A 22941-nucleotide genomic window follows, 5' to 3' on the forward strand; every position below is an offset into this window, starting at 1 on the left:
TGTGTGCACATCCCCTGAGGCGGGGCAGCCGATGCCGGACTGCCGTCGTGGAGAAGGGAAGGACATCATGGCGCGACCGAGGATTCTGGTGGTGGGAGCCGGCTTTGCCGGGGTCGAGTGCGTACGTCGGCTCGAGAGGAAGCTGTCCGCCACCGATGCGGAGATCGTGCTCGTCACGCCCTCCTCCTATCAGCTCTACCTGCCGCTGCTGCCCCAGGTGGCTTCGGGAGTGCTCACGCCGCAGTCCGTCGCCGTGTCCCTTCGCCGGAGCCGAAAGCACCGCACCCGGATCATTCCGGGTGGCGCGATCGGCGTGGACACCAAGGCGAAGGTGTGCGTGATCCGCAAGATCACGGGTGAACTGGTCGACGCGAGGTACGACTACCTCGTCCTCGCCCCTGGCAGCGTCACCCGGACCTTCGACATTCCCGGGCTGATCGAGCACGGGCGCGGGATGAAGACGCTGGCCGAGGCTGCCTACATCCGTGACCATGTGATCGCTCAGCTCGATCTGGCGGACGCCAGCCACGACGAGGCGGAACGGACGGCCAGGCTCCAGTTCGTGGTGGTCGGTGGCGGGTATGCCGGGACCGAGACCGCGGCCTGCCTGCAGCGCCTCACCCAGCACGCCGGGAAGCGGTATCCGCGCCTGAACCCCGAGCGGATCTCATGGCATCTGATCGACCTGGCTCCCAAGCTGATGCCCGAACTGGGCGACCGGCTCGGACACGTTGCTGTGGACATCCTGCGCAGGCGCGGGATCGAGGTCTCCCTCGGGGTATCGGTCGCCGAAGCGGATGACGACAAGGTGACGCTCACCGACGGCCGGGTTCTGCCCAGCCGCACCCTCATCTGGACGGCGGGTGTCGTCGCGAGCCCGCTGATCGGCACCCTCGACGCCGAAACGGTGCATGGCCGGCTCGTGGTAGGGGCCGAGATGGCCGTGCCGGGCGCCGAGGGCGTCTTCGCCATCGGGGACGCCGCGGCAGTGCCGGATCTGGCCAAGGGCGGCGACGCACTCTGCCCGCCGACCGCGCAGCATGCCATGCGGCAGGGGCCCAAGGCCGCCGACAACATCATCGCCTCGATGCGCCATCAGCCGCTGCAGCCCTATGTGCACAAGGACCTCGGCCTGGTGGTCGACCTCGGTGGACGGGACGCCGTGTCCAAGCCGCTCGGCATCGAACTGCGGGGCCTGCCGGCGCAGGCGGTGGCCCGCGCCTACCACTGGTCGGCGCTGAGGACCAACGTCGCCAAGACCCGGGTACTGACCAACTGGATGCTCAACGCCGTTGCCGGCGACGACTTCGTGCGTACGGGCCTGCAGGAGCAGAAGCGCGTCACCCTGCGCGACGCCGAATTCACCGACCTCTATCTGACCCCTGAGCAAGTCCGCGAGCACGTGGCCTCTCTGCGGGCGCGCACCTGACCGCCGCCGGTGGCACGGGCCCAGGACGCCCCGTGCCACCCCGCTCCTGGCCGCATCACGTGCTCCAGGGCGACCGACGCGCTCCCCGCCCGACCCGGCGTTACCGTGGAAGCAGCACCCGATGCTGCCGTAGCGGCCGGCGCCCGCATGACGCCCGAGCACGGACAGGAGCGGCCTACGATGTCGACTGCTGACGCTCAACCGCAGGCCGGGGCAGTGGCGCAGATCGTCGTCCTCCCCGTCACACCTGGCGAACCACCGTTCCGTCTGGTCGAGATCAACGGGAACGTGGCCGGGACCGTTCACGACCTTCCGGACCTGATCGAGCTGGCATACAAAGCGGGCCTGAAGCATGTCGATCTCGACGATCCGGCACAGGTGCGATGGGTGGGCGGAGGCAAGTACAAATGGGCTTGAGGCGCTCCCTGCCGATCGAGGCCCGCACATGGACGTCACACGTTCCGTGACGGCCCCCCGGGCCACCAGGATCTGATGCGCCGTCTCCTGGCCCGCGCGAACGGCACCTCCTTCGACAGCTACGGGACCGATCACCCGGCCACGACAGCGCGCGTCCGGGAACGCGTCAGTCAGTCAGCCGGTGGGCTCGTCGGGGACGGGCTGGTCGGAGGGCGTGTCCTGCGACGGCATCGCTCCGCGCGGGCCGGCCCCGGCCTCATCGAGATCCGGCACATCGTTCCCCTCCTCACCGTCTTCCGGTGCCTCTCCGGGAAGGTGTGCGTCCTCCTCCGCCTCCTGCTCGTCGGCCTCCTGGTCGGGCATGTCCCGGGGCAGTGGATCATCGGTCTCTTCGAAGCCTTCCGGCCGGTACTCTCCGGTCACTGTCCTCTCCTCCTCGGGTCGCTGCCGGGTGCTCGGGCGGTTGCGGGCGACGTCGCGAGTACCCGTTCCCCGGCCGACGACACGTTTCGCGAGTTCAGTGCCCGCGTGCGGTGGCGGGGGTGTGGCACCGGGGACCGATGGTCTCCGGGTCCACGTCCGACGGACGGGGCCGAGAGGATCGGCACCGGGCACGCCGGCGCGGGGCGTCAGCCGAGTTCGAGACTGGTGATGCCGAACAAGCCCTGCCGGTCGATCTCGGGAACCGGGCCGGTGTACATCCGCGCGGTCTCGAAGGTGGGCACGAACCCCAGTTCCTGCATGAGGTCCGTAGCGGCCTTGTTGTGGTCAGGGACGTCGACGGCCACGGCCGTACCGGGCGCGCTCGCCGCGAGTGAGTGGATCAGGGCGGCCGCCACGTCCGATGCGTCGGCGTACAGAGGGCCGATGCGGGAGGCCCCGCTGCAAGGGCGGATGACGCCGAGTCCGCGCAACTCGCCCTCGTGCAGGGCGGCGACGGCCGTGCGGCCGGGCAGGCTCGTCCATGCGGCGAGGAAGCCGCCACGTGTCTCGGGGAAGAAGCGCCTGTCGTAGGCGGTCAGTTGTCCGAAAGGGATCGTGCCGGCATCGACGAGAGTGAAACCCTCCGGCCGTGCGGCGCCATCGCCCGGTGCTCCCTCGAAGCGGATGTTGTTCCAGGCGTGGCCGAACCCCGACCTGCGGTAGTTGTCCTGCTGGTCGACGACGCCGTCGAGTCCCACGACCCGGCCGTCCAGGCGGGCCATGCCCGCGCGCCACAGCTGGATCCCGTAGCCCTGTCCGCGCACCGAGGGCCTGGTGATGTAGAAGCCGATGAAACCGGAACCGGCTCCGTACCGGACCGCCGAGATGCACCCCAGTGGCTCACCGCTGCGGCGTCCGATCAGAAAGCCTGCCGGATCGGCGACAGCGAATGCATGGCGGTCCGAGTCGCCCGGATTCCACCCCTCCTCCTCGGCCCAGTCGCGCATCAGGGCGATGTCGCGGGCACTCGCGTTCCGGATCTCGAATTCAGCCATGGCCTGCCGCCCTTCGCCGAGCACGACCGCAGGTCTCGCAGGTGTGCTGCACGTTCGGTCCGTGACGAGGCGTTTCTAGCAGCTGTGGTGCATCGCGCCGATCAGGACAAGCCAGTCGGCTCTCAACAGCTCATTCCGGTGGGGCGCTTGTGCTTCACGATGAAATGGGCAACAAGCGCGCCTGATGGGTGAAGTGCACCATTATGGGCTAGATTCCTGCCCCAGTTGAGTGATCCCATCGCAGCGGCCCGTACTGAGGTAGGGCTGTGCAACGTGGGGCGGCCGTACGAAATGTGCTCCGGGCCCCGCGAGAAGGGGGTGCCGGACATGAGTCGTCGACACAGCCGCGCCGGAAGGGCGCGTGGGCGCGGGAACGAGCAGCGCAGGCCGGTCTTCGTCGATGCCAGCGGACGTCGGGGCAGGAAGTTCCGGCGGTTCGGCTGGATTCTGATCCTTGCCAGTGCGTGTTGCGCCCTCATGCCGGTAGGTGTGCTGGTCGGCGGCGATTCCCGGGCGCCTTGGCTGCCGGGACTCGGCCGGTCGGACGAGGACCGGGCCGACCGCGTCGAGATGCGGCCCGACCCGGGAGGCCAGGTGGAAACGGACGCACCACGGCGTGCCGCCCCTGTCGCGAGCCCTCCGCTCGACCTCGCCGGAGCCGCGCGTCCGTCGCCCTCGGCGTCCGGGAGCGCGGCGGCCGGCAGCCCGACGCCCGTGGCACCGGAGCCTGTCTCCCGGAATCCTGCGCCGGTGACCCCCCTCCCGGGCCGCTCCTCGACGCCCGCCCCGGTCGCGAGCCCGTCACCCCCTGTTGGCGACGGGCCGGACCCCGGGACGACCTCCACCCCGCCTGTGCCGACGGATCCGACCCCGACGGATCCGACCCCGACCGACCCGGCGCCGACCGACCCGGCGCCGACCGACACCGTGCCGCCGGAGCCCGTCGGCAGCCCGCCGCCGACGACAGAGCCGGTCGCACAGTCGTCCTATCCGGAGGGGGGAGTCATCTGCGCCGAGCCACTGATTGCGGTGTGCGTGCTGCTGCACGGTGTCTGACGCGGGTTCAGAACCCGAAGCCGCTCAGACCTGGGTGGTCATCGGGGCGCCGGCCGAGCGGCCAGTGGAAGGCGCGGTCGGACTCCGCGATCGGCATGTCGTTGATGCAGGCGTGGCGTACCCGCATCAGCCCGTCCTCGCCGAAATCCCAGTTCTCGTTGCCGTACGAGCGGTACCACTGGCCGGAGTCGTCGTGCCACTCGTAGGCGAATCGCACGGCGATGCGGCTACCGCCGAACGCCCACAGCTCCTTGATGAGCCGGTAGTCCAGCTCCCGCTTCCACTTCCGGCACAGGAACCGAACGATTTCCTGGCGTCCGGTGATGAACTCCGCCCGGTTGCGCCAGCGCGAGTCCTTGCTGTAGGCGAGAGCCACCTTCTCCGGGTCGCGCGAATTCCAGCCGTCCTCGGCGAGGCGGACCTTCTCGATCGCGGTCTCCCGCGTGAACGGCGGAACGGGGGGACGTACGGACATGACTCTCCCCCAGAAGGCAGCCCCGGGCGAGAACGTTCTTTCTCGCCCGGGGCAACGGTAGGAGAACGTGCGTTCTCGTGCAACTGTCCGGGGAGTTCTACCGGGTCACAGGCCATGCGTCCCGTGTGTCCGGCCGTGCGCAGTGGCGCGGGTGCCGTAGCGGCGTTCGAAGCGCTCCACTCGGCCGGCCGTGTCCAGCACGCGGGCGGTGCCGGTGTATACGGGGTGGCTCGCCGACGAGGTCTCGACGTCGATCAGTGGGTAGGTGCTCCCGTCCTCCCATGTGATCGTTTCGGCGGAATCCGCCGTCGAACGGGTCAGGAACGCCACGTCCGCGGCACGGTCGCGGAAGACCACGAGGCGGGATGCGGGGTGGATGCGGGGCTTCATGGATGCTTCCCTCCTGGAAGGTGGCGGACCGTCTCGCGCGGCGCGTCAGCGCTCCTCGCGGAACAGGACGTGCCGCCCGGCGGCGGGGTCGAACTTGCGGAGCGCGAGGCGGTCGGAATCGTTGAGGCGGTTCTTGCGCGTCACGTACGTGCGGCCGGTGCCGGCCGATGAACGCAGCGTGACCACAGGGCGAGCGCCACTGCGGGGCATATTTTCTCCCTTCACCTGACATCGCCCCCGAAATCGGGGTGGCATGTGATTTGTCCATGCCAGTGTCGGCTGGTGCAACAACGTGCCCCGCATTCCCATTCCCTCGGGCCGCGGGAATGGCGGGCCGCCGGCGCTCAGGGCGTCATCCTGCCCTTCAGCGCGAGCAGCTCCTCGTCGCTCAGACGGGAAGGCCGCCAGCCGAGACTCGCCGCATGCGCCAGGAAGCGGTCGTCGAGTGCCAGGTGGTACGTCTCGACGTAGTAGGCGAGGTCGGAGTACCAGAACCACGTACCGTCGGTCTGTACGGACAGGCCGCAGATGACTGTGCCGTCCCCGCGCAGCTCGTCATGGACCAGCGAGGGGGAGGCGGCGAGCACGGCGCCTGCACGCAGATAGGCGGCCAGCTCGCTCTCGCCGGGGCGCGGTGAGGTCCCGGCCGCGTCATGGATGCTCGGGGCCTGCTCACCCCTGCCCCGCAGCTCGCGGAAGTCGCCCAGGAGATTGCCCTGGCAGCGTTCGGCGCCCTGCCGTCGGCGGTGCGGGGCCGAAGGGGCCAGGACCGGGGCCGGGAGTTCGCCCGTCGGAGGGTTGGGCCCTGTGACCGCCTCGACGCCGAGAGGAACGGGCCGTCGGGGCGGTTGCGGAAGCGCCTCCGCGGCACGGACGGCCAGTTCCGAGGGAAACGCATCTCGGGCCTCCAGCGCGGTCACGCAGGACTGGGCCTCGGCGACGGTGAAGGCGGGCACGCGCTGCCGCAGCAGGCGCACAGCGTGCACTCTGCCTCGCGTGGCGGCCGTCTGCAGCAGCTCGGCCACGAGGTCGTCCAGCGGCTGTGGCAGGTCTTCACCCCTGTAACGGACGCGGTGGTCGTCCTCCCATGCCCCGGTGACCAGGTCCACGGCGGCGATCCGGTGCAGGCTGCCGTCGTTGCCGTCCACGAGGTAGGGGCCGTTCCCGGCCAGCGCGTGGCTCCCGTTCCCCGTACGGAGGTACTCGGCGGACTGGTGGCCGATGATCCAGCCGAGCTCGTGCTGCGTCACTCCGGCCACCACGGTGTGAACCGATGTGCCGTACAAGGCCAGTTCGGTACGGTACTCGCGCTCCAATTGCGTCTTGACCAGACCCACCGCCAACTCACGCTCGATCATGTCCGCAGCATGGCCCCTCGTGCCCGGCCCGGTCGACTGCATTTCGGCCAGATCCCGCCTGCTCATACGCGTCGGAGGTTTCAGCAGCCCGTTGTCGGCGACCCGAACGGGAACCGATCAACGTCTGCGATTGAAGGAGGCACTTCCTGTGGAGAGCGCGAACTGGCGTCATGACGCGGCATGCCTCGACGAGGACCCCGACCTGTTCTTCCCGGTCGGCAACACCGGACCGGCCGTGCTTCAGGCCGCCGACGCCAAGGCGGTCTGTCGCCGGTGCCGAGTCCGCGAGCAGTGCCTGAACTGGGCCATGGCCCATGGCCAGGACTCCGGTGTCTGGGGCGGTCTCGACGAGGACGAACGGCGGGCACTCAAGCGCCGGACGGCCCGGCGGCGCTCCGTGGGACGGGGCACGTGCTGACAGGTGCGGCGCATCGGGCCGCCGGGGCGCCTGTGATTCGTATGGGTACCGCCGTGCGATCCGGGCGTATCCGGAGGCGCCGTCCTCGATCTGAACCTCGCGCGCCGGCAATCATCTTCGGCACCACGACCCGCCCGCTCGGGATCACGGTCGCCGACGCCTTGGAGCCGTACCGCGCGTGGCTCGGCACCCAGGTCCGCGGACAGCCGCCCGCCGGCGGTCGATCCGGGCCCGCACATGCCGCGATCATGGAAATGCGCAGGCCGGCCTGCGATTCGGCCCGCCTGCCGGGGCCCCGCCTCTGCCGCGCGGTCCCCGGAACGCCTCGCGGACTGGTGACAGTTCGGTTGCGTGTGAGGGGAATCGCGTTCCCGTGGCCGGACTCGACCGTTGTCTGGGCATGGATACGTTCGGCAACGACCCGATTCTTGAGCCAGACCACGCGCTTGTCGACGCGTACTGGCTTGCCTCCAGTTCGCATGAGGGAGAGACCTGCGCCTTCTGCATGCACCTACGGAAGGCCGACGCCCGGGCCGTCGGCAGGACCACAGCCGAGCGCGCCGCCGCGCCGTGGGTCGTCCCCACCGGGCTGCCGCCCCGCCGCTCGGAGTGTGCCGAGTGACGATGCACACGGCGATCCTCCGCCACCGCCCCGCACCCATCGCCGGGCGTCGGGCGTGCCCGAACTCCGTGACGTGGCACGGCATCTGTGCCGACGCGGATGCCAGGAACCTTCTCCGCCGGCCGGGGCAGACCTGAGAGCGACATCACGGACGGGAGGGCCGGCTGCCGGCACGCGCAGGGAACCCGCCACCGCACCCTCGCCATCCTCACCACCGGACACCAACCGAGGGCGAGGACGGGCGATGGACGAGACGGTACGTCAGCAGTGCGGCACGGACACGGATGCGGCGGCCACGGGCGCCGGCTGGCTGACACGCCGACGCCTGCTGGGCGCCGGTGTCGCGGCCGGCGTGGGCGTGGCCGCGGCCGTGGGGACCCGGGCGGCGGGCGCCTCCACCGCCCTGTCGTCCGCGCCCACGGCAGGCAGAGCTCCCCGTCCCCCTCGCGCAGGTGACTGGGCGGCACTGGGACGCGGGCTGGACGGAACCCTCGTACGGCCTGGCGCCCGCGACTACGACGCCGCACGCAAGCTGTTCAATCCGCGCTTCGACGGGATGCGGCCGGCCGGGATCGCGTACTGCGCACGGCCCGAGGACGTGCGCAGCTGCCTGGAATTCGCCCGCCGCCACCAGGTGCCCGTCGCCGTGCGCAGCGGCGGCCACTCGTACGCCGGCTGGTCGTCCGGGCCCGGCCTGGTCGTCGATGTGCAGAAGATGGCCTCCGTCTCCCTCTCGGGCAGCACCGCGACGATCGGTGCCGGCGCCAAACTGATCGACGTGTACGACCGGTTGACGGCCCGTGGGCGCACCGTGCCCGCCGGGTCCTGTCCGACGGTCGGCGTCTCGGGACTGGCTCTCGGCGGCGGCATCGGCGTCGTCAGCCGCGCCTACGGCCTGACGAGCGACAGCGTCACCGGCGCCCGCATCGTCACCGCCGACGGACGGATCCGGTACGTGGACGCCCGGCACGACCCCGACCTGTTCTGGGCTCTGCGCGGCGGCGGCAACGCCCAGTTCGGCGTCGTCACCGAACTGCGCATGCGTACCCATGAGGCACCCCGGTGCACGACGTTCTTCCTGAGCTGGCCATGGTCCAGGGCCGCAGCCGTCGTGCGTGAGTGGCAGCGCTGGGCTCCCACGGCACCCGATGAGATCTGGGCCAATCTGCACCTGTCCGCGCCGGCGGGCGGACGGCCCGGGTCGGTCCGTGTCGGCGGCCTGACCCTCGCAGGCCGCAGCGACCTCGAGAACCGCCTCGACCGGCTCGCCGACGCCATCGGCGCGCCCGCCCGGTCGGTGTCCGTGCGCACCAGGCCGTTCATGGACGCGATGAAGGTGATGGGCGGCGTCTCGGGCTTCACCATCGCCCAGGCCCACCAGAAGGGCGGCCTGCCCGGCCGTACCCCGCAGGGCCGGGTGGCGCGCGAATCGTATGCGGCACGCTCGGACTTCTACACCCGGCGTATCCCGTCCGACGGGATCAAGGCGCTGCTCGCCCGGGTGGAACGCCTGGCAGCGCTCACCGGAGGCGGCGCGGGGAGCGTCGCCCTGGACGCCTTGGGCGGCGCGGTGGGGCGGGTCCGGACGGCCGACACGGCATTCGTCCACCGCAACGCCCTGTTCCTGGCGCAGTACATCGTCTCGTGGCCGGACCACGCCTCGGCGACCACGGTCGCCCGCCACCAGGCATGGCTCGACTCCACGCACGGGGCGATGCGCCCTTGGGCGAGCGGGCAGGCGTACCAGAACTACACAGATCCGAAACTGCGGGACTGGCGCCGGGCGTACTACGGCGCGAACGCAGAGCGCCTCGCGCGGGTGAAGAGGTCGTACGACCCTGCGCGTCTCTTCCGCCACCCTCAGTCGTTCTGACCGCGGTCGCGTGACACGCGGGGGCAGCCCGGCGGCACGCGGGTGCCGCCGGGCCCGTTGCCGCGGGGGAGCGGGGTCAGTCCTTGAAGGTGTCCTTGGCCTTCTCCTTGGCAGCCCGCGCCTTGCCGCGGGTCTCCAGGGCAGCGCCCTTGACCTCGGCTTCCCGGTGGTGGATCGCGTGGCCGGTCTTCCGCATGGCCTTGCCGACAACCTGCTCGGCCTTGGCCTTGGCCTTCTCTCCGGCACTCATGGCAGTCCCTTCGTCGTCGGTCGCGATGCAGGTGCCCGGGTTCGCACGGTTGAAACGATTGGGCCCTGCGGGGGCGACTACCTCCTGTCACCGCCCGTGCCGGCCACCTCGCCGAAGGTCAGGCCGGTGCCGGTGAGGTCGGCCCGTACGCCCGAACGCTCCACCACGATGTCGCGCAGCCGTACGTCGCCGGTGGTCTTCGGCAGCGAGAAGGAGAGGGACAGCCGGTCGGACAACTCCGGCGGCCGCAGCTCGAGCAGGGCACCGATCAGGCTCGGGTCGATGCCCGCCTTCTCCAGCAGCCACGGGTGGTCGATGACGAGGTCGACCAGGTTGACCTTCATCATCTGCTCGATGAAGCGCGGCGAGCCGGTGAGCCGGCTGAGTTCCGCCTCGCTTCCCAGGGCACGGTCGATGTGGGAGCGGGGTATGCCGAGACGCTCGACCACGGCGGGCAGGTCGAGCAGCGCCTTGGCACGGGCCGCCTCCTTGGTGATCCGGCGTACTGCTTCGGGGTGCAGCCGCAGTCCGGAGTGCGCGGAGTCCTTGCCGGGGCGGTAGGTGAACATGCCCGGGACGTCCAGGCGCATGGATTCCACGGTGGTGGACACGGTGCGGTCGCCGTCGCGCTTCAGGTGCGCCTTCGCCCATACGCTCACGTCGCGCCCGGCGATCGGGAGTGATCCGGTGATCCGGATGGTGCCGCGTCCGGCGTTGGTGAACTCCACCTGCGAGGCGCCCAGTTCGCGGTTGAGGTCGTCGAAGGAGAGCAGCACGTCGCCGTCCATGCGGTCGATCACCGCGCCCTGGATCGCGGTCGGCAGATCGCCGACGATCCGTATGTCGGTTGCGGTGGCGTGCACTTCGGCCAGGGAGACCTTGTCGGCGGCGACGTCGGGGACGGTGACATCGGCCTTGTCGATACGGCGGTCCAGTACCTGGGTCAGGAAGGGGAAGCCCGCGATGTCGACCTGTGGCCTGGCGGCGAGGTCCAGCGACTGCTGGATTCTGTCCTCGGCCTTCTCCTCCGCGTACGCCACCGCGAGGCGGTCACCCGTCACGAACAACGCCGCAGTGACGACGGCCGCGACGGTGAGTTTCAACGCGACAGGCAATGCCGCGAGGCGGCTCTTGCCACGGTGGTTGGGAGGCGACCAGTCGTCCGCCTCGTCGTCGTCCGAGCGGATCCCGAGCCGGTCGAAACCCGAGAAGCCTTCGCCGCTGCCGACCGGTTCCGCGCCGTACTCCGGTTCGGGGTCCGCCAGTTGAGCCAGTTCGTCGTACGGATTGAATGGTTGCTTGGACATGCGTGTGGGGGATCGCATCGGCTCATCCCATCACGATCACCACGGTCGAACGCAAGTCCGACCGTGTCGGGCGGGGTGAGACTTGGACCACGTCCGCAGAGCCACCGCAACCGTTCAAGGGGCGAAGGCCGTCTTCACCATGTCCGGGGGCGGGGGGCCATGTCGTACCCGGGCGGTAGCGTGAAGCGACACAACGAGGGGTGGAGCAGGCATGAATACGAAGACCGTGCGGCACATGTACGTAATCGCTGCCGTGGCAGTGGCCTTTGCGTCGATCACTTCCTGCAACGGATCCGGTGGCGAGCAGGACAGCAAGCAGGATCGCGGCGCCGGTGTGGTGAAGGTGGACCCGATCGCGGCACTGCGCAGTGTGCAGGCGAAGACCAAGGGTGCCGATTCGGCGCGTGTCGAGGGCACCACGGTGATGGGCGACGCCATGTCCATGAAGCAGTCCGGGGCCATCGCATGGACCGACGGCCTCACCGGCACGATCGAGATCACGTACACCGGCGGCACCATGGCGGACAGCCTGAAGCAGGCCGGCGTGGACGGCCCGATCGAGGCCCGGTACTTCAAGGAGGGCTACGTCGTGAACATGGGCGCGGCCACCGCCCAGCAGTCCGGTGGGAAGCACTGGATCAGCTATGACTACGACGATCTGGCCGAGGTCGCCGGCGCGGCCGGTGAGGTGATGAAGGACCAACTGCAGAACACCACCCCTGACCAGGGTGTGAAGTCCCTGCTGGCCTCGGGTGACGTGAAGAAGGTCGGCCGGGAGGACGTACGCGGGGTCACGGCGACGCACTACTCGGGCACCGTCGATGTGGCCGAACTCAGCGCGAAGAACAGCTCCCTGGACGCCGACCAGCTCGCGCAGCTCAAGAAGCAGCTCAGCGCCGCCGGGATCACCACGGAGAAGGTCGACATCTGGGTCGACGACAACGACCTGCTGGTGAAGAAGGTGGAACGGGGCCAGATGAAGACCGGCGAGTTCAACTCGACCGTTTTCTACAGCGACTACGGCACCAAGGTCTCGGCGGAGAGGCCTGCGGCTTCCGACACGGTGGACTTCAGGGAGCTGATGCAGAAGGGCACCTCGTAGGCCCTTGCACCGTCCGGACCCGCAGAGCGTGTTCTCGCAGGCGTGCACCGCTGCCGGGCACCGTGGCACCAGTGCCGCGGTGCCCGGCAGTTCGTGCCTGGGCCTGCGGGCGGATCAGGCCCTCGCGGCCATCCGTTCCAGGCCGTCAAGGATCAGGTCGAGGCCGAAGACGAAGTCGGGTGCGCCGTCGTACGTGCCCTCCATGACGTGGACGGCCATCTCGGTCAGGTGCGGGTAACGGCCGGGAGGCAGTTGAGGCAGGTGGGTCGCCGCTGCTTCGGGGAACTGCTCCACAGCGAAGGGGAAGTTGAGTCTCTGGAGCGTGAAGCCGTAGATATGGCTGTCCATGGCGCTCCATGCACGGTCGGCCTGCTCGATCGAGAAGCCCGCCTCCCGCAGGCTGCCGAGTGTCGAGTCCACATAGCGCAGCATCGCGGGCCCGACGTGCGGACGGGACATCAGCAGCCTGCACGCCCATGGATGGCGTAGCAGCACTTCGTGTGCCGAGATCCCCCGTCGGCGCATGGCCGCCTTCCAGTCGTCCTCCGGGGACGGGACACTGATCTCGCCCACGACGAGATCGACAATGCCGTCCAGGATCGCGTCCTTGTTGGCCACGTGCTTGTACAGGGACATGGCCTCGACGCCCAGTTCCTGGCCGAGCCTGCGCATGGTCAGCGCTTCGGCGCCGCCGGAATCGGCGAGTGTCAGTGCGGTGCGCAGCACGCGCTCCGTGCTCAGCGGCTCACGTGGGGCCGCGCCCGCGGCGCTCCGCGGTGCCATGGTCGCTCCGCCCTTCCTCCTTGACAGGTCTGCATCACGACCTTAGCTTACGCGGTAAGCTGGCTTACGTTGTAAGCCTACCGATGTGCTGAAAGAGAGGCCCGGGATGCGTGTCACCGATGTATCTGCGCAGCAGTCGCCGGACGCGATGAAGGCGGTCGTCCACCACGCGTACGGGTCACCCGACGCACTCGACATCAGGGAGATCGACAAGCCGGTCCCCGCCGACGAGGAGGTGCTGATCCGGGTGCATGCGGCCGCCCTCAACGCCGCCGACGCCTTCCTGCTGCGTGGCGAGCCCTTTGCCGTCCGGGCCATGGCGGGCGGACTGCGTCGGCCGCGGACGAACCATGTCCTCGGCAGGGCCGTGGCCGGGCAGATCGAGGCGGTGGGCAGGAATGTGGCGGGCCTGGAAGTCGGCGAGCACGTGTACGCGGAATGCGCCGGCACTCTTGCCGAGTACGTCCGCGCCCCCGAACGGTTCGTCGCCACCAAGCCGGCGGCGCTGTCGTTCGAGCAGGCTGCGACGATCCCGGTGGCCGCCACCGCCGCACTGCAGGGACTTCGCGATCGAGGGCAGGTCCGGCCCGGGCAGCGGGTCCTGATCAACGGTGCCTCGGGTGGCGTGGGCACATTCGCCGTTCAGATCGCCGCATGGCTCGGCGCCCGCGTCACCGGGGTCTGCGGCACGAGAAACGTCGATCTGGTCAGATCGATCGGCGCCGATGATGTCATCGACTACACCGGCCAGGACTTCACCACCGCCGAGCAGCGCTACGACGTCATCCTCGACCTTGTCGGCAATCACTCCCTGGCGGCACTGCGCGGGGCGCTGGCCCCCACGGGGACCCTCGTACTGTCCTCCGGCGGCGGGGGCAGGTGGCTCGGCCCCGCCCGGCGGCTCGCCTCGGCGCTCGTCGTCGCTCCGTTCGTACGCCAGCGGCTGCGCCCGTTCGCGGCGACACAGGACAAGGATGACTTGATCTTGCTCAAGGAGCTCGCCGAGTCAGGAGCGATCAGGCCGGTCATCGACCGTACCTATCCGCTCGGCCACGCCGTGGAAGCCATGCGGCGCCTCGGCGACGGGCACGTCGCCGGCAAACTCGTGATCACCATGAACGATGCCCAGTGACAGCTTCCGCGGGGGCTTCGGCCGCCGGCTACACGGGGCGCGGATGCGGTGGCTGCCGCAGGGCGCGGATGGTGCCGGGAAGCGGAAGGGTTGCCCAGACCGTCTTTCCGCGCGGCGGCGTACGGGACCAGGACCAGCTGTCGCTGAGTGCGTCGATCAGCGCAAGCCCCCGGCCCCCGGGTGCCGAGGTGCCGGCGTTGCGCCGCCGCGGCGGGTCCGGGCTGGGGTCGGCCACGGCGCAGACCAGGTGCCCGGGATGGCGGAAGAGGCCCAGCCAGAGGGGGTAGTCCGTGGGGTCCGCCGGAGCGGGCGCCAGCGCATGCTGGACGGCGTTGGCCACGAGCTCGCTGACGACGAGTTCCGCGTCAGGCGCGAGCGGCTGCAGCGCCCATCTGTCGAGGGTCAAGCCGACGAACTGCCGTGCCTGCCGGGCGTTCTGGAGCTGACCGTCCAGTCCGCAGGCGGCGAACAGGCCTGGGCCCGGGCATTCTTCGAAACCGGGAGCCACAGGGTCCGCGGGCAGGCCCTGCGACAGCGCCGCCGTCCCGCGATCGGCGTGGCCGAGCAGCGGCACCTCTTGGTCGAACCTCGTCGCGGAAGAGGCTGACATGTGAATCGTCACTGGTCATGTCCCCCTGCAGGATTCGGAGTTCGACGCTGCGGCACTCGGTGTGGCACGAGTATTGTCGAGTGCGCCCTCAGAATGCAATTGCATCCGAGATTGCACTGGCCGGTTCCAGGGTGAACGGATGTGCGAAAGGAAAGGGGTTGGGCATGGAGTTCCCCAACGGCATGCGGGCGGTCGAGCTGAACTCGGTGATCTGGATCAAGAGCAGCCGCAGCAACGCAACAGGAAACTGTGTGGAGATGGCGTGCCTGCCGGGCGGGTATGTCGCCGTGCGCAACTCCAGGGATCCGCAGGGACCGGCGCTCGTCTATACCCGGGACGAGATCGCCGCCTTCGTGGCCGGAGCCCGCGAGGGCGATTTCGACTCGATGATTGGCTGAAACACGATGGGTGGCCGACCGGTTGCCCCTGGCCGCTCCCGTCTGTGCTCGATACTGTCGTTGTCCTCTCATAGTCCGCAGGAGCGCGCGATGGCTGCAGTGGTACCGAGCCCGTCGTTGTTCGTCGAGTCACTGGGGGCGGTCGAGAGCAACCCGACGGCCCTGAAACTGATCCTGGGCGGCAAGTTGCGAGAGCTGCGGGTCGGCGCCGGGCTCGATCCGTCCGCCGTGGACACCAGGCTCGGCTTCTCCCGGTCGAAGACCAGCCGGATCGAGCTGGGACGGCACGGCTGCAAGCCGGCGGACGCCGCGGCTCTGCTGAGCCTGTACGGGGTGAGCGACGAAGAGCGTGTCGCCGAGTTCATGCGGCTTGTGGAGCAGTCTCGCCGACCGGACTGGTGGCGCTCGTTCAGCGATGTGCTGTCCGACTTCTTCGCTCCACTGGTCGCGTTGGAGGGCGCGGCAGCGACCATTCGTACCTACGAGCCGTTCTATGTGCCCGGCCTGCTGCAAACGCCCGCCTACGCCCGGGCGGTCATCCGTTCCGGACCGGCACACCTCTACCCGCATGACGTCGAGCGGCGGGTGGACCTGAGGCAGGAGCGGCAGCGGCAGCTCGCGCAGCCGGACGCATCGCGTCTGTGGGCGCTCATCGACGAGTCCGTACTGATGCGCACGGTCGGCGGAGCGGAGGTGATGCGCGAGCAACTCCAGTATCTCGCCTCGATGATGGAGGAGCGCCGCGTGGTCCTGCAGATCGCCCCACTCGACGTGACCGCCTCGGTCGGTGTCGGCACGGGTGTGACCTACCTGCGCTTCGCGCTGGAGGAGCTCAAGGATGCCGTCTACATCGAGCATCTGACCGACAGTACGTTCAGTCAGAAACCCCAGATCGTCGAGCAGTACCGCGACATGCTGGACCGGCTCGGCGCCTGCGCGCTCACGCCGAGGGAGTCGATCGCGGTGATACGGGAGCGCCTGGCCGGCCTCTGAACACCACAGCGCTCCGGACGGGACTGCCGCGAAGCGGGTCCCGTCCGGAGCGCTGTAATGCGTCCGCGGACGTGATGCCGTGTCCGCCGGCGATTTTCACGGGATCCTGGCGACGCCACCCCACTCGATCCATTCATCGGTCAGCTGTGTGGGCGCGAGGTCGGAGTCGGGCCGCCAGGTCGACACTTCCACCAGGCCGGGCTCCAGGATCTCGAGCCCGTTGAAGTACTCGGTCACCTCGTGTTCCTCGCGTACCCGTCCCCAGTGGCCCCCGGTGGCCTCTGCCATGAAGTCGGTGACGAACTTCCGGATGTCCGGACGGTCGCTGACGAGCTGGCAGACCACGAGGAAGCTTCCCGGCGCGAGGCGTTGGGCGACCTGACGGACGAGCCCTGCCGGGTCCGATTCGTCAGGAATGCAGTGCAGCACCGATACGAACAGGGCCGCGACCGGTCGGCTGAAATCGATCAGCTTCGTCGTCTCCTCGTGACCGAAGATGACGTCGGTGTCCCGCATGTCGGCGTGGATGACGGCGGTGCGGTCGTTCTCCTCCAGCAGAGCCCGGCCATGGGCCAGCACGATCGGGTCGTTGTCGACGTACACCACGCGTGAGGCCGGATCCACGGCCTGGGCGACCTGGTGGACGTTGTCCTGGGTCGGGAGACCGGAGCCGTGGTCGATGAACTGGCGCACGCCGTACTCGCTGGCCAGCAGGCGCACCACGCGCTGCAGGAAACGGCGGTTGTTGACCGCCAGCACCTTGGTGCTGGGAACCTGCTGCAGCAGCTGCTCACAGGCCTCGCGGTCGGACTGGTAGTTGTCGTCGCCTCCCAGCAAGTAGTCGTACATTCGTGCCACGCTGGGCACCTTCGTGTCGATGGCGTCCGGGCGCCACGACTCGCGTCGCATCCAGTCCTCACCCGCATCTTCGGCTGTCAGGCTGTATCGGGCGACCATGCTATGAGCAGCCTGCAGGGCGATACAGGCGATGTTCGCGAGTGAGCAGACGGAGGCACTTTTTTCGGCCAGATCGGCGAGTTGAGGTCAGCAGTGGTGGATCGCCACCGGGTGATTCGCGCGGGTTCCGTACCCGGGGAACGTCGCCTCGGACCCCGGAGCCACGTGGCGGCACCCGCTCTCGCTGCCGTCCCGGTAGATCACCTGCAACTCGTACGGTGTGCCGCAGTCGTTGCGGACGAATGTGTACCGCCAGCCGCTGCTGGAGGTGACGCATGTCGGCGCCGTACCGGACGCAGGGGTGTCCGACGAGAATCGGAAGCGGTCGGTAGTGGTCACGGGCGAGTCCGCCCAGGGTGTGAGGGTGCGGTTCAGGCCCTCCTCCCAGATCACCGAGCCGTCCGGGTTCCTGATGAAGTACTTGTACTGGACGGCCGTGCCGGCCGGGAGCGCGGTCTCGCCCGACCACGTCGGATACGCGGCCGCGTCGAGGGGCAGGGCCAGCGCCGGATCCCAGGCTCCCAGAGCCTCCGCGTCGCCGGTGACGAACACCTGCTGGCCCCAGCTGGTCGACGTCGCGGCACGGAACGTCGACGGAACGCCGCCCCCGGCTGCCGAGGCATGGGCCGGGCCCGTCTGGACGACGGCTACCAGCAGGAGCGAGAGCAACGCCGGCCGGCCGAGCACATGCCTCTTTCTGGATGAACTGCGCACGTTCAAAGCCCCTTTCACAGCGAGTGGCGTGTCAGCTCGTCCACGTTAGCGAAACTGCAAGTGCTTGTTGCAAGTTTCGGAAAAATCTTGCAGCGCTTCACACGCTGAGCGCCGTCCGAACGGTCTGCTCCGCGCCGGTTCCCCCTTCCCCGGACGAGGTGATGCGCCCCGCCTCCAGGACGTAGTAGCGCTCCGCGGCACGCATGGCGAAGCCGACGTGCTGCTCGACGAGCAGCACGGACATTCCGCCGCGCCGGGTCACGGCGAGGATCGTCTCCTCGATCTCGGTCACGACAGAGGGCTGGATTCCCTCTGTCGGCTCGTCGAGGAGCAGCAGTCTCGGACGGGTGATGAGCGCTCGGGCGATGGCGAGCTGCTGACGCTGGCCACCGGAGAGCAGTCCGGCCCGCCGGCCGGTGAGTTCGCGCAGTACGGGGAAGAGATCCAGGGCGTCGGCGATCGCCGACTTTCCGTCGGGCCGCCCGTCCGCGACGAGGTGGAGGTTCTCGGCCGTGGTGAGGTGCGGGAAGGACTGCTGGCCCTGGGGTACGTATGCGATGCCGCGCGCGACTCGCCGGTGCGGGGCGAGACGGGTGATGTCCTCGCCGTCGAGCAGCACCGTTCCGCTCTTCGGCCTGAGCAGTCCCATGGCCGCCCGCAACAGGGTGCTCTTGCCCGCCCCGTTGTGACCGAGGACCACCGCGACCTTGTTCTCGGGAACCGACAGCGTCACGCCGTGCAGGACGGGAGAGCGGTCGTAGCCGGCCCGGACGTCGTGGATCTGCAGCATCATGCCTCCTGTGCGGACGGGACGGGTTCGGCAACGGAGGCGCGGCCGAGGTAGACCTCCTGCACCCGGGGGTCGGCCTGGACGTCGGTGACGGTGCCTTCGCTCAGCACCTTGCCGGCGTGCAGCACGCTGACGCTGCTCGCGAAGGACCGCATGAAGTCCATGTCGTGCTCGATGACGACGACCGTGCGTGTACTGTCCTCGTTCACGCGTCGCAGAAGTTCACCCGTCGCCTCGCGCTCCTCGTGGCTCATTCCCGCCACCGGCTCGTCGAGGAGCAGCAGCCGTACGTCCTGCACCAGCAGCATGCCGATCTCCAGCCACTGCTTCTGGCCGTGCGCCAGCACACCCGCAGGCCGGTCGCGCAGGCCGGTCAGCCCGGTGGTCTGAAGCACCTCGGCGACCGGCTCCGGCACGCCCCTGCGCCGCCGGAGCATGGTCAGCGGTCCCCGCCCGGCCCCGGCGGCGATGTCCAGGTTCTGAAGGACGGTCAGCTCTTCGAAGACCGTGGCCGTCTGGAACGTACGCCCGATCCCGAGGCGGGCAATCCTGTGCACCGCCTTGCCGATGAGTTCCTGCCCGCCGAAGCGGACCGAGCCGGTGGCCCTCACCAGCCCGGAGACCGCGTCGACCAGCGTGGTCTTCCCGGCACCGTTCGGGCCGATGAGAAACCGCAGATCGCCCGGGCGTACATCCAGGTTCACGCCGTCGACCGCCGTGAAGCCGTCGAACGACACCCGCAGATCGCGGACGCTCAGCCCGTCGCCCGGCTTGTCGCTGTTCATGCTCACTCTCCTGTACGGGTACGGGTACGGGTACGGGTACGGCGACTGCGCAGAACGGCGCCCAGTGACACGAGGCCACCCGGCAGGAAGCCGAGCGCCACGACGAACAGCAGCCCTTGGAGGTACGTCCACGCGCCGGGAAAGGCGTCGGACAGTGTGCTCTGTGCCCAGGCCACCGCGATCGCGCCGAGCACCGCGCCCAGCAGCGACGCCCGGCCGCCGACGGCCGCGCCGATGACGAACCCGATGGACGGTACGACGCCGATCAGAGCGGGCGAGATGATGCCGACGGCCGGCACGAACAGCGCACCGGCGAGGCCGGTCATGCCCGCCGCGACGACATACGCCACGAGCTTGACATGGGCGGGGTTGTAACCGAGGAAGCGGACCCGTTCCTCGGAGTCCCGTACGGCGACGAGGAGTTCGCCGTACCGGCTGACGAACAGCGCGCGGGCGGCGGCCATCAGCAACAGCAGGCAGACGGCGATGATGAAGTAGATCATCCGCTGGTTGACGGGGTCGTCGAGGTCGTACCCGAAGAAGCCCTGGAAGTCGGTGAGTCCGTTGGTGCCGCCGGTGGTCGCCTGCTGTCCGACCAGCCAGATGGCGAGGGCAGCGGCGAGCGCCTGGCTGAGGATCGCGAAGTACGCACCGCGCACCCCGCGGCGGAAGACGAGGAATCCGAGCAGGGCGGCGACCGCCATCGGCAGCAGCACGGTCGCGGCGAGCGCGAAGGCCGGGTCGGCGAAGGGCCGCCACCACCAGGGCAGGGCCTCACCGGTTCCGTACAGCTGCATGAAGTCGGGCAGCGCGCCCGGACCGCCGCCCGGCCCCGCCGCGGCGTCGGTGAGCTTGAGGTGCATGGCCATGGCGTAGCCGCCGAGACCGAAGAAGACGCCCTGGCCGAGGACGAGCATGCCGCCACGGCCCCAGGCCAGACTGACGCCGACGGCGACCATCGCCCAGCACAGGTACTTGGCGAGGAGTGCGAGCCGGAAGTCGGACAGGGCGAGCGGCGCCACGCCGAGCAGGAGTACGGCACCGAGGGCGAATCCGCCGGGGACCCGCAGTCGCCGCAGGGGTGAAGCGGGGACGGCCTCGGCCGAGTCGGGGGCCGAGGCCGGGGGAATCACGGATGTCGTCATGCCAGGCTCCGGGTGCGCAGTGTGTACAGGCCCTGGGGGCGCCACTGGAGGAAGGCGACGATCGCCACGAGCACGATCACCTTCGCGACGCTGACGGTCGTGGAGTACTCCAGTACCGACTGGAGAACGCCGAGTACGAAGGCCGTGATCACGCTGCCCTTCAGCCGGCCGATACCGCCGACGACCACCACCAGGAAGGCGTCGACGATGTAGTTGGTTCCCGTCGTCGGCCCGATCGGCCCGACGAGCGTGAGCGCGACGCCCGCCACGCCCGCCAGTCCGGAGCCGATGAAGAACGTGATCCGGTCGACCCTGCCGGTGGCGATGCCCGACACCTCGGCGAGATCGCGGTTCTGAACGACGGCCCTGATCCGGCGTCCCAGCGAGGTGAACCGCAGGACGAGGGTGAGCACGAGAACGGAGAGGAGCGCCAGGGCGAGGATGAACAGCCGGCTGTTCGCGAGCGTGATCCCGTCCGTCACCGAGACGTGCCCGGTGAGCGCGTCCGGGGCGCGGGTCTGCACATTGGGGGCGCCGAAGAGGTCACGCGCCAGCTGCTGGAGCATCAACGAGACGCCCCAGGTGACCAGCAGCGTGTCCAGCGGTCTGGTGTACAGGCGCCGGACCAGCAGCCACTCGAGCAGTGCTCCCATCGTCCCGGCGGCGAGGAAGGCCACCGGCAGGGCGACGAGCAGTGAGACCCCCGCGCCGCTGACGGACTTCTGCAGGACGTACGTGGTGTAGGCGCCGGCCATGATGAACTCGCCGTGCGCCATGTTGATCACACCCATCTGACCGAAGGTCAGGGTCAGGCCGAGCGCGATGAGCAGGAGTACGGCACCGATGCTGATGCCGGTGAAGGACTGGTTGAGGATGACCGTCATGGAGCGGCTCCGGGTGGGAGACGGACATGGGGCTGGTGGGCCTGCCGAGGGCGCGGGGCGGACCCGGCCCTGGAAAGGCCGGATCCGTCCACGGGGGGCCGGGGACCGGGTACCGGCTCAGGAGAGAGAGGAAGCCCAGTCGTAACCCTTGAGATACGGATCGGGCTTGATCGGCCCGCCCGAGTTCCATACCTCCGTGATGAGCCCGTCCGCGCCGACCTTGCCGATCCGGGCGGTCTTGTGGACGTGCTGGCTCGCGCCGTCGACGGTGACCCTGCCTTCAGGGGCATCGAAGGTGATGCCGTCCGACGCCGCCTTGACCTTGGCGATGTCGAACGAATTCGCCTTCTCGACCATTTCCTTCCAGAGGTAGACGGAGATGTAGGCGGCCTCCATCGGGTCGCTGGTCGGTTTTCCGGCCCCGTATTCGCCCTGATACGCCTTGACGAACGCGGTGTTCGCCGCGCCGGGAGTGGTCTGGTAGTAGTTCCAGGCCGTCAGCTGGCCCTCCAGATACTGGGTACCGATGCTCTTGACCTCCTCTTCCGCAATGGAGACCGACAGCACAGGCATGCTCTTCGCGGTCATTCCCGCGGACTTGTACTCCTTGAAGAAGGCCACATTGCTGTCGCCGTTGAGGGTGTTGAATACGGCATCGGCTCCCGATCCCTTGACCTCGTTGATGATCGTGCTGAACTCGGTGGATCCCAGGGGCGCGTAGTCCTCTGTGACCACCTTCATGCCGTTGGCCTTTGCGTACGCCTTTATGATCTTGTTGGCGGTGCGCGGGAAGACGTAGTCGCTGCCGACGAGACAGAGCCGGGTCAGACCCTGCTTCTTGAGGTAGTCGAGGGCGGGCACGATCTGCTGGTTGGTCGTCGCGCCGATGTAGAAGATGTACGGCGACTGCTCGAGACCCTCGTACTGCACGGGGTAGAAGAGTGGTGACCTGTACTTCTCGAAGACCGGCTTGACGGCCTTGCGGCTCGCCGAGGTCCAGCAGCCGAAGGTGGCCGCGACCTTGTCCTCCTTGATCAGGCTCTCCGCCTTCTCCGCGAAGGTGGGCCAGTCCGAAGCGCCGTCCTGGCTCACGGCCTTGAGCTTCTTGCCGAGCACACCGCCGGAGGCGTTGATCTCTTTGACGGCCAGCAGCAGCGAGTTGTGGACCGTCACCTCGCTGATCGCCATCGTCCCCGACAGCGAGTTCAGCAGGCCGATCCTGACTGCGCCGCCCGAGGTGTCCGCCTCGACCCCGGCGCCGTCGGACGACGTACCGCTGCCGGTCCTGGCGCCGCAGGCGCTGAGTGCGGCGGACGCGCCGATGGCCGATGCGCCCACCAGCAGGCCACGTCTACTGATACTGAGCCCGGACATGAAATACCTCCTTGCCCGAGAAGGGCATGGGAACGAGAGGAAGAATTCGGGATTCGGGGAGGGAGGGACAGATGGTGAGGGAGATACTCGGTGCTTCAGATGCTGAGCGGTCGGCGCGCGAATTCCCAGCCGTCCGGTGGTGGTGTGAGGAGCGGTCCACTGAAGTGCGGTCACAGACTGCGCCGACGCTGTTTCCCCGGC

26 protein-coding genes are annotated in these 22941 nt (G+C 69.1%); 9 read left to right on the plus strand and 17 right to left on the minus strand.

Annotation, left to right across the window (positions count from 1 at the left end; all coding sequences use genetic code 11):
• Positions 1 to 67: 67 nt before the first annotated feature.
• Together OHS70_RS35670 and OHS70_RS35675 are read left to right on the plus strand one after the other, a co-directional pair.
• Positions 68 to 1429: an NAD(P)/FAD-dependent oxidoreductase gene (locus tag OHS70_RS35670; protein ID WP_328404534.1), complete on the plus strand. Its 1362-nt coding sequence runs from the start codon at positions 68 to 70 to the stop codon at positions 1427 to 1429.
• A 180-nt stretch (positions 1430 to 1609) separates the two neighbouring features.
• Complete coding sequence (locus OHS70_RS35675) at positions 1610 to 1846, plus strand: hypothetical protein (protein ID WP_328404536.1); 237 nt, start codon at positions 1610 to 1612, stop codon at positions 1844 to 1846.
• Positions 1847 to 2020: 174 nt separating this feature from the next.
• Here OHS70_RS35675 and OHS70_RS35680 read toward each other — a convergent pair whose 3' ends face one another.
• The 6 genes from OHS70_RS35680 to OHS70_RS35705 all read right to left on the minus strand — a co-directional run bounded on the left by OHS70_RS35680 (position 2021) and on the right by OHS70_RS35705 (position 6603).
• Positions 2021 to 2269 carry a hypothetical protein gene (locus OHS70_RS35680; RefSeq protein WP_328404538.1) on the minus strand — a complete coding sequence of 83 codons (249 nt, stop codon included), beginning with the start codon at positions 2267 to 2269 and terminating at the stop codon, positions 2021 to 2023.
• Between the two features lie 206 nt (positions 2270 to 2475).
• Entirely contained in the window at positions 2476 to 3324 is an 849-nt protein-coding gene (locus OHS70_RS35685) for a GNAT family N-acetyltransferase (RefSeq protein WP_328404540.1), read from the minus strand.
• A gap of 1063 nt (positions 3325 to 4387) precedes the next feature.
• A complete protein-coding gene (locus tag OHS70_RS35690; protein WP_328404542.1) occupies positions 4388 to 4855 on the minus strand; it encodes a nuclear transport factor 2 family protein in 468 nt (155 codons plus the stop codon).
• 105 nt (positions 4856 to 4960) lie between these two features.
• A complete protein-coding gene (locus tag OHS70_RS35695; RefSeq protein ID WP_328404544.1) occupies positions 4961 to 5245 on the minus strand; it encodes a type B 50S ribosomal protein L31 in 285 nt (94 codons plus the stop codon).
• Positions 5246 to 5290: 45 nt separating this feature from the next.
• Positions 5291 to 5455, minus strand: a complete 165-nt coding sequence (rpmG, locus tag OHS70_RS35700) for a 50S ribosomal protein L33 (RefSeq protein ID WP_328404546.1) — start codon at positions 5453 to 5455, stop codon at positions 5291 to 5293.
• Between the two features lie 134 nt (positions 5456 to 5589).
• A complete protein-coding gene (locus OHS70_RS35705; protein ID WP_328404548.1) occupies positions 5590 to 6603 on the minus strand; it encodes a YrhB domain-containing protein in 1014 nt (337 codons plus the stop codon).
• A gap of 148 nt (positions 6604 to 6751) precedes the next feature.
• Between OHS70_RS35705 and OHS70_RS35710 the strand changes: the two genes are divergently transcribed.
• The 3 genes from OHS70_RS35710 (at position 6752) to OHS70_RS35720 (ending at position 9516) form a co-directional block, all read left to right on the plus strand.
• Positions 6752 to 7021 carry a WhiB family transcriptional regulator gene (locus tag OHS70_RS35710; protein WP_328404550.1) on the plus strand — a complete coding sequence of 90 codons (270 nt, stop codon included), beginning with the start codon at positions 6752 to 6754 and terminating at the stop codon, positions 7019 to 7021.
• Between the two features lie 373 nt (positions 7022 to 7394).
• Positions 7395 to 7643: a hypothetical protein gene (locus OHS70_RS35715; protein ID WP_328404552.1), complete on the plus strand. Its 249-nt coding sequence runs from the start codon at positions 7395 to 7397 to the stop codon at positions 7641 to 7643.
• Between the two features lie 244 nt (positions 7644 to 7887).
• A complete protein-coding gene (locus tag OHS70_RS35720; RefSeq protein ID WP_328404554.1) occupies positions 7888 to 9516 on the plus strand; it encodes an FAD-binding oxidoreductase in 1629 nt (542 codons plus the stop codon).
• Between the two features lie 76 nt (positions 9517 to 9592).
• Here OHS70_RS35720 and OHS70_RS35725 read toward each other — a convergent pair whose 3' ends face one another.
• Positions 9593 to 9766, minus strand: coding sequence for a hypothetical protein (locus OHS70_RS35725; protein ID WP_328404556.1), 174 nt, complete (start codon positions 9764 to 9766; stop codon positions 9593 to 9595).
• A 77-nt stretch (positions 9767 to 9843) separates the two neighbouring features.
• Positions 9844 to 11073: an LmeA family phospholipid-binding protein gene (locus OHS70_RS35730; RefSeq protein WP_328404558.1), complete on the minus strand. Its 1230-nt coding sequence runs from the start codon at positions 11071 to 11073 to the stop codon at positions 9844 to 9846.
• A 211-nt stretch (positions 11074 to 11284) separates the two neighbouring features.
• On the opposite strand from OHS70_RS35730, the gene OHS70_RS35735 reads away from it, so the two are divergent.
• Positions 11285 to 12175, plus strand: coding sequence for a hypothetical protein (locus OHS70_RS35735; RefSeq protein ID WP_328404561.1), 891 nt, complete (start codon positions 11285 to 11287; stop codon positions 12173 to 12175).
• A 114-nt stretch (positions 12176 to 12289) separates the two neighbouring features.
• Here the strand turns inward: OHS70_RS35735 and OHS70_RS35740 are convergent, their stop codons facing one another.
• On the minus strand, positions 12290 to 12958 hold the full coding sequence (locus OHS70_RS35740; protein WP_328404563.1) for a TetR/AcrR family transcriptional regulator C-terminal domain-containing protein: 669 nt from the start codon (positions 12956 to 12958) through the stop codon (positions 12290 to 12292).
• A gap of 106 nt (positions 12959 to 13064) precedes the next feature.
• Here OHS70_RS35740 and OHS70_RS35745 point away from each other — a divergent pair, with 106 nt between their 5' ends.
• Positions 13065 to 14090 carry an NAD(P)-dependent alcohol dehydrogenase gene (locus OHS70_RS35745; RefSeq protein WP_328404566.1) on the plus strand — a complete coding sequence of 342 codons (1026 nt, stop codon included), beginning with the start codon at positions 13065 to 13067 and terminating at the stop codon, positions 14088 to 14090.
• 28 nt (positions 14091 to 14118) lie between these two features.
• Here OHS70_RS35745 and OHS70_RS35750 read toward each other — a convergent pair whose 3' ends face one another.
• A complete protein-coding gene (locus OHS70_RS35750; protein WP_328404568.1) occupies positions 14119 to 14700 on the minus strand; it encodes an ATP-binding protein in 582 nt (193 codons plus the stop codon).
• 164 nt (positions 14701 to 14864) lie between these two features.
• On the opposite strand from OHS70_RS35750, the gene OHS70_RS35755 reads away from it, so the two are divergent.
• Together OHS70_RS35755 and OHS70_RS35760 are read left to right on the plus strand one after the other, a co-directional pair.
• On the plus strand, positions 14865 to 15098 hold the full coding sequence (locus OHS70_RS35755; RefSeq protein WP_328404570.1) for a DUF397 domain-containing protein: 234 nt from the start codon (positions 14865 to 14867) through the stop codon (positions 15096 to 15098).
• A gap of 90 nt (positions 15099 to 15188) precedes the next feature.
• Positions 15189 to 16091, plus strand: a complete 903-nt coding sequence (locus tag OHS70_RS35760) for a helix-turn-helix domain-containing protein (protein ID WP_328404571.1) — start codon at positions 15189 to 15191, stop codon at positions 16089 to 16091.
• Positions 16092 to 16187: 96 nt separating this feature from the next.
• Here the strand turns inward: OHS70_RS35760 and OHS70_RS35765 are convergent, their stop codons facing one another.
• The 7 genes from OHS70_RS35765 to urtA all read right to left on the minus strand — a co-directional run bounded on the left by OHS70_RS35765 (position 16188) and on the right by urtA (position 22740).
• Complete coding sequence (locus OHS70_RS35765; RefSeq protein WP_328404573.1) at positions 16188 to 17000, minus strand: SAM-dependent methyltransferase; 813 nt, start codon at positions 16998 to 17000, stop codon at positions 16188 to 16190.
• A gap of 135 nt (positions 17001 to 17135) precedes the next feature.
• On the minus strand, positions 17136 to 17762 hold the full coding sequence (locus tag OHS70_RS35770) for a carbohydrate-binding module family 20 domain-containing protein (RefSeq protein WP_328404575.1): 627 nt from the start codon (positions 17760 to 17762) through the stop codon (positions 17136 to 17138).
• A 97-nt stretch (positions 17763 to 17859) separates the two neighbouring features.
• Positions 17860 to 18552, minus strand: a complete 693-nt coding sequence (gene urtE, locus OHS70_RS35775; RefSeq protein ID WP_328406133.1) for an urea ABC transporter ATP-binding subunit UrtE — start codon at positions 18550 to 18552, stop codon at positions 17860 to 17862.
• Positions 18552 to 19337: an urea ABC transporter ATP-binding protein UrtD gene (urtD, locus tag OHS70_RS35780; protein WP_328404577.1), complete on the minus strand. Its 786-nt coding sequence runs from the start codon at positions 19335 to 19337 to the stop codon at positions 18552 to 18554. Before urtD ends, urtE begins: the two co-directional genes overlap by 1 nt.
• Positions 19338 to 19339: 2 nt before the next feature.
• Entirely contained in the window at positions 19340 to 20482 is a 1143-nt protein-coding gene (gene urtC, locus OHS70_RS35785) for an urea ABC transporter permease subunit UrtC (RefSeq protein WP_328404579.1), read from the minus strand.
• Positions 20479 to 21366: an urea ABC transporter permease subunit UrtB gene (gene urtB / locus OHS70_RS35790; RefSeq protein ID WP_328404581.1), complete on the minus strand. Its 888-nt coding sequence runs from the start codon at positions 21364 to 21366 to the stop codon at positions 20479 to 20481. The genes urtC and urtB overlap by 4 nt, the downstream gene beginning before the upstream one ends.
• Before the next feature lie 117 nt (positions 21367 to 21483).
• Positions 21484 to 22740 carry an urea ABC transporter substrate-binding protein gene (gene urtA, locus OHS70_RS35795; RefSeq protein WP_328404583.1) on the minus strand — a complete coding sequence of 419 codons (1257 nt, stop codon included), beginning with the start codon at positions 22738 to 22740 and terminating at the stop codon, positions 21484 to 21486.
• Between the last annotated feature and the right edge of the window lie 201 nt (positions 22741 to 22941).

The sequence above is a fragment of the Streptomyces sp. NBC_00390 genome (assembly GCF_036057275.1).
Taxonomy (GTDB): domain Bacteria; phylum Actinomycetota; class Actinomycetes; order Streptomycetales; family Streptomycetaceae; genus Streptomyces.

What these genes read in the sequence shown, in the direction of transcription:
- OHS70_RS35670 (WP_328404534.1), top strand. Translation starts at nt 68, where the DNA reads ATGGCGCGACCGAGGATTCTGGTGGTGGGAGCCGGCTTTGCCGGGGTC.
- OHS70_RS35675 (WP_328404536.1), top strand. Translation starts at nt 1,610, where the DNA reads ATGTCGACTGCTGACGCTCAACCGCAGGCCGGGGCAGTGGCGCAGATC.
- OHS70_RS35685 (WP_328404540.1), bottom strand. Translation starts at nt 3,324, where the DNA reads ATGGCTGAATTCGAGATCCGGAACGCGAGTGCCCGCGACATCGCCCTG.
- OHS70_RS35690 (WP_328404542.1), bottom strand. Translation starts at nt 4,855, where the DNA reads ATGTCCGTACGTCCCCCCGTTCCGCCGTTCACGCGGGAGACCGCGATC.
- OHS70_RS35695 (WP_328404544.1), bottom strand. Translation starts at nt 5,245, where the DNA reads ATGAAGCCCCGCATCCACCCCGCATCCCGCCTCGTGGTCTTCCGCGAC.
- rpmG (WP_328404546.1), bottom strand. Translation starts at nt 5,455, where the DNA reads ATGCCCCGCAGTGGCGCTCGCCCTGTGGTCACGCTGCGTTCATCGGCC.
- OHS70_RS35705 (WP_328404548.1), bottom strand. Translation starts at nt 6,603, where the DNA reads ATGATCGAGCGTGAGTTGGCGGTGGGTCTGGTCAAGACGCAATTGGAG.
- OHS70_RS35720 (WP_328404554.1), top strand. Translation starts at nt 7,888, where the DNA reads ATGGACGAGACGGTACGTCAGCAGTGCGGCACGGACACGGATGCGGCG.
- OHS70_RS35725 (WP_328404556.1), bottom strand. Translation starts at nt 9,766, where the DNA reads ATGAGTGCCGGAGAGAAGGCCAAGGCCAAGGCCGAGCAGGTTGTCGGC.
- OHS70_RS35730 (WP_328404558.1), bottom strand. Translation starts at nt 11,073, where the DNA reads ATGTCCAAGCAACCATTCAATCCGTACGACGAACTGGCTCAACTGGCG.
- OHS70_RS35735 (WP_328404561.1), top strand. Translation starts at nt 11,285, where the DNA reads ATGAATACGAAGACCGTGCGGCACATGTACGTAATCGCTGCCGTGGCA.
- OHS70_RS35740 (WP_328404563.1), bottom strand. Translation starts at nt 12,958, where the DNA reads ATGGCACCGCGGAGCGCCGCGGGCGCGGCCCCACGTGAGCCGCTGAGC.
- OHS70_RS35745 (WP_328404566.1), top strand. Translation starts at nt 13,065, where the DNA reads ATGCGTGTCACCGATGTATCTGCGCAGCAGTCGCCGGACGCGATGAAG.
- OHS70_RS35750 (WP_328404568.1), bottom strand. Translation starts at nt 14,700, where the DNA reads ATGTCAGCCTCTTCCGCGACGAGGTTCGACCAAGAGGTGCCGCTGCTC.
- OHS70_RS35755 (WP_328404570.1), top strand. Translation starts at nt 14,865, where the DNA reads ATGGAGTTCCCCAACGGCATGCGGGCGGTCGAGCTGAACTCGGTGATC.
- OHS70_RS35760 (WP_328404571.1), top strand. Translation starts at nt 15,189, where the DNA reads ATGGCTGCAGTGGTACCGAGCCCGTCGTTGTTCGTCGAGTCACTGGGG.
- OHS70_RS35765 (WP_328404573.1), bottom strand. Translation starts at nt 17,000, where the DNA reads ATGCGACGCGAGTCGTGGCGCCCGGACGCCATCGACACGAAGGTGCCC.
- urtE (WP_328406133.1), bottom strand. Translation starts at nt 18,552, where the DNA reads ATGCTGCAGATCCACGACGTCCGGGCCGGCTACGACCGCTCTCCCGTC.
- urtD (WP_328404577.1), bottom strand. Translation starts at nt 19,337, where the DNA reads ATGAACAGCGACAAGCCGGGCGACGGGCTGAGCGTCCGCGATCTGCGG.
- urtC (WP_328404579.1), bottom strand. Translation starts at nt 20,482, where the DNA reads ATGACGACATCCGTGATTCCCCCGGCCTCGGCCCCCGACTCGGCCGAG.
- urtB (WP_328404581.1), bottom strand. Translation starts at nt 21,366, where the DNA reads ATGACGGTCATCCTCAACCAGTCCTTCACCGGCATCAGCATCGGTGCC.
- urtA (WP_328404583.1), bottom strand. Translation starts at nt 22,740, where the DNA reads ATGTCCGGGCTCAGTATCAGTAGACGTGGCCTGCTGGTGGGCGCATCG.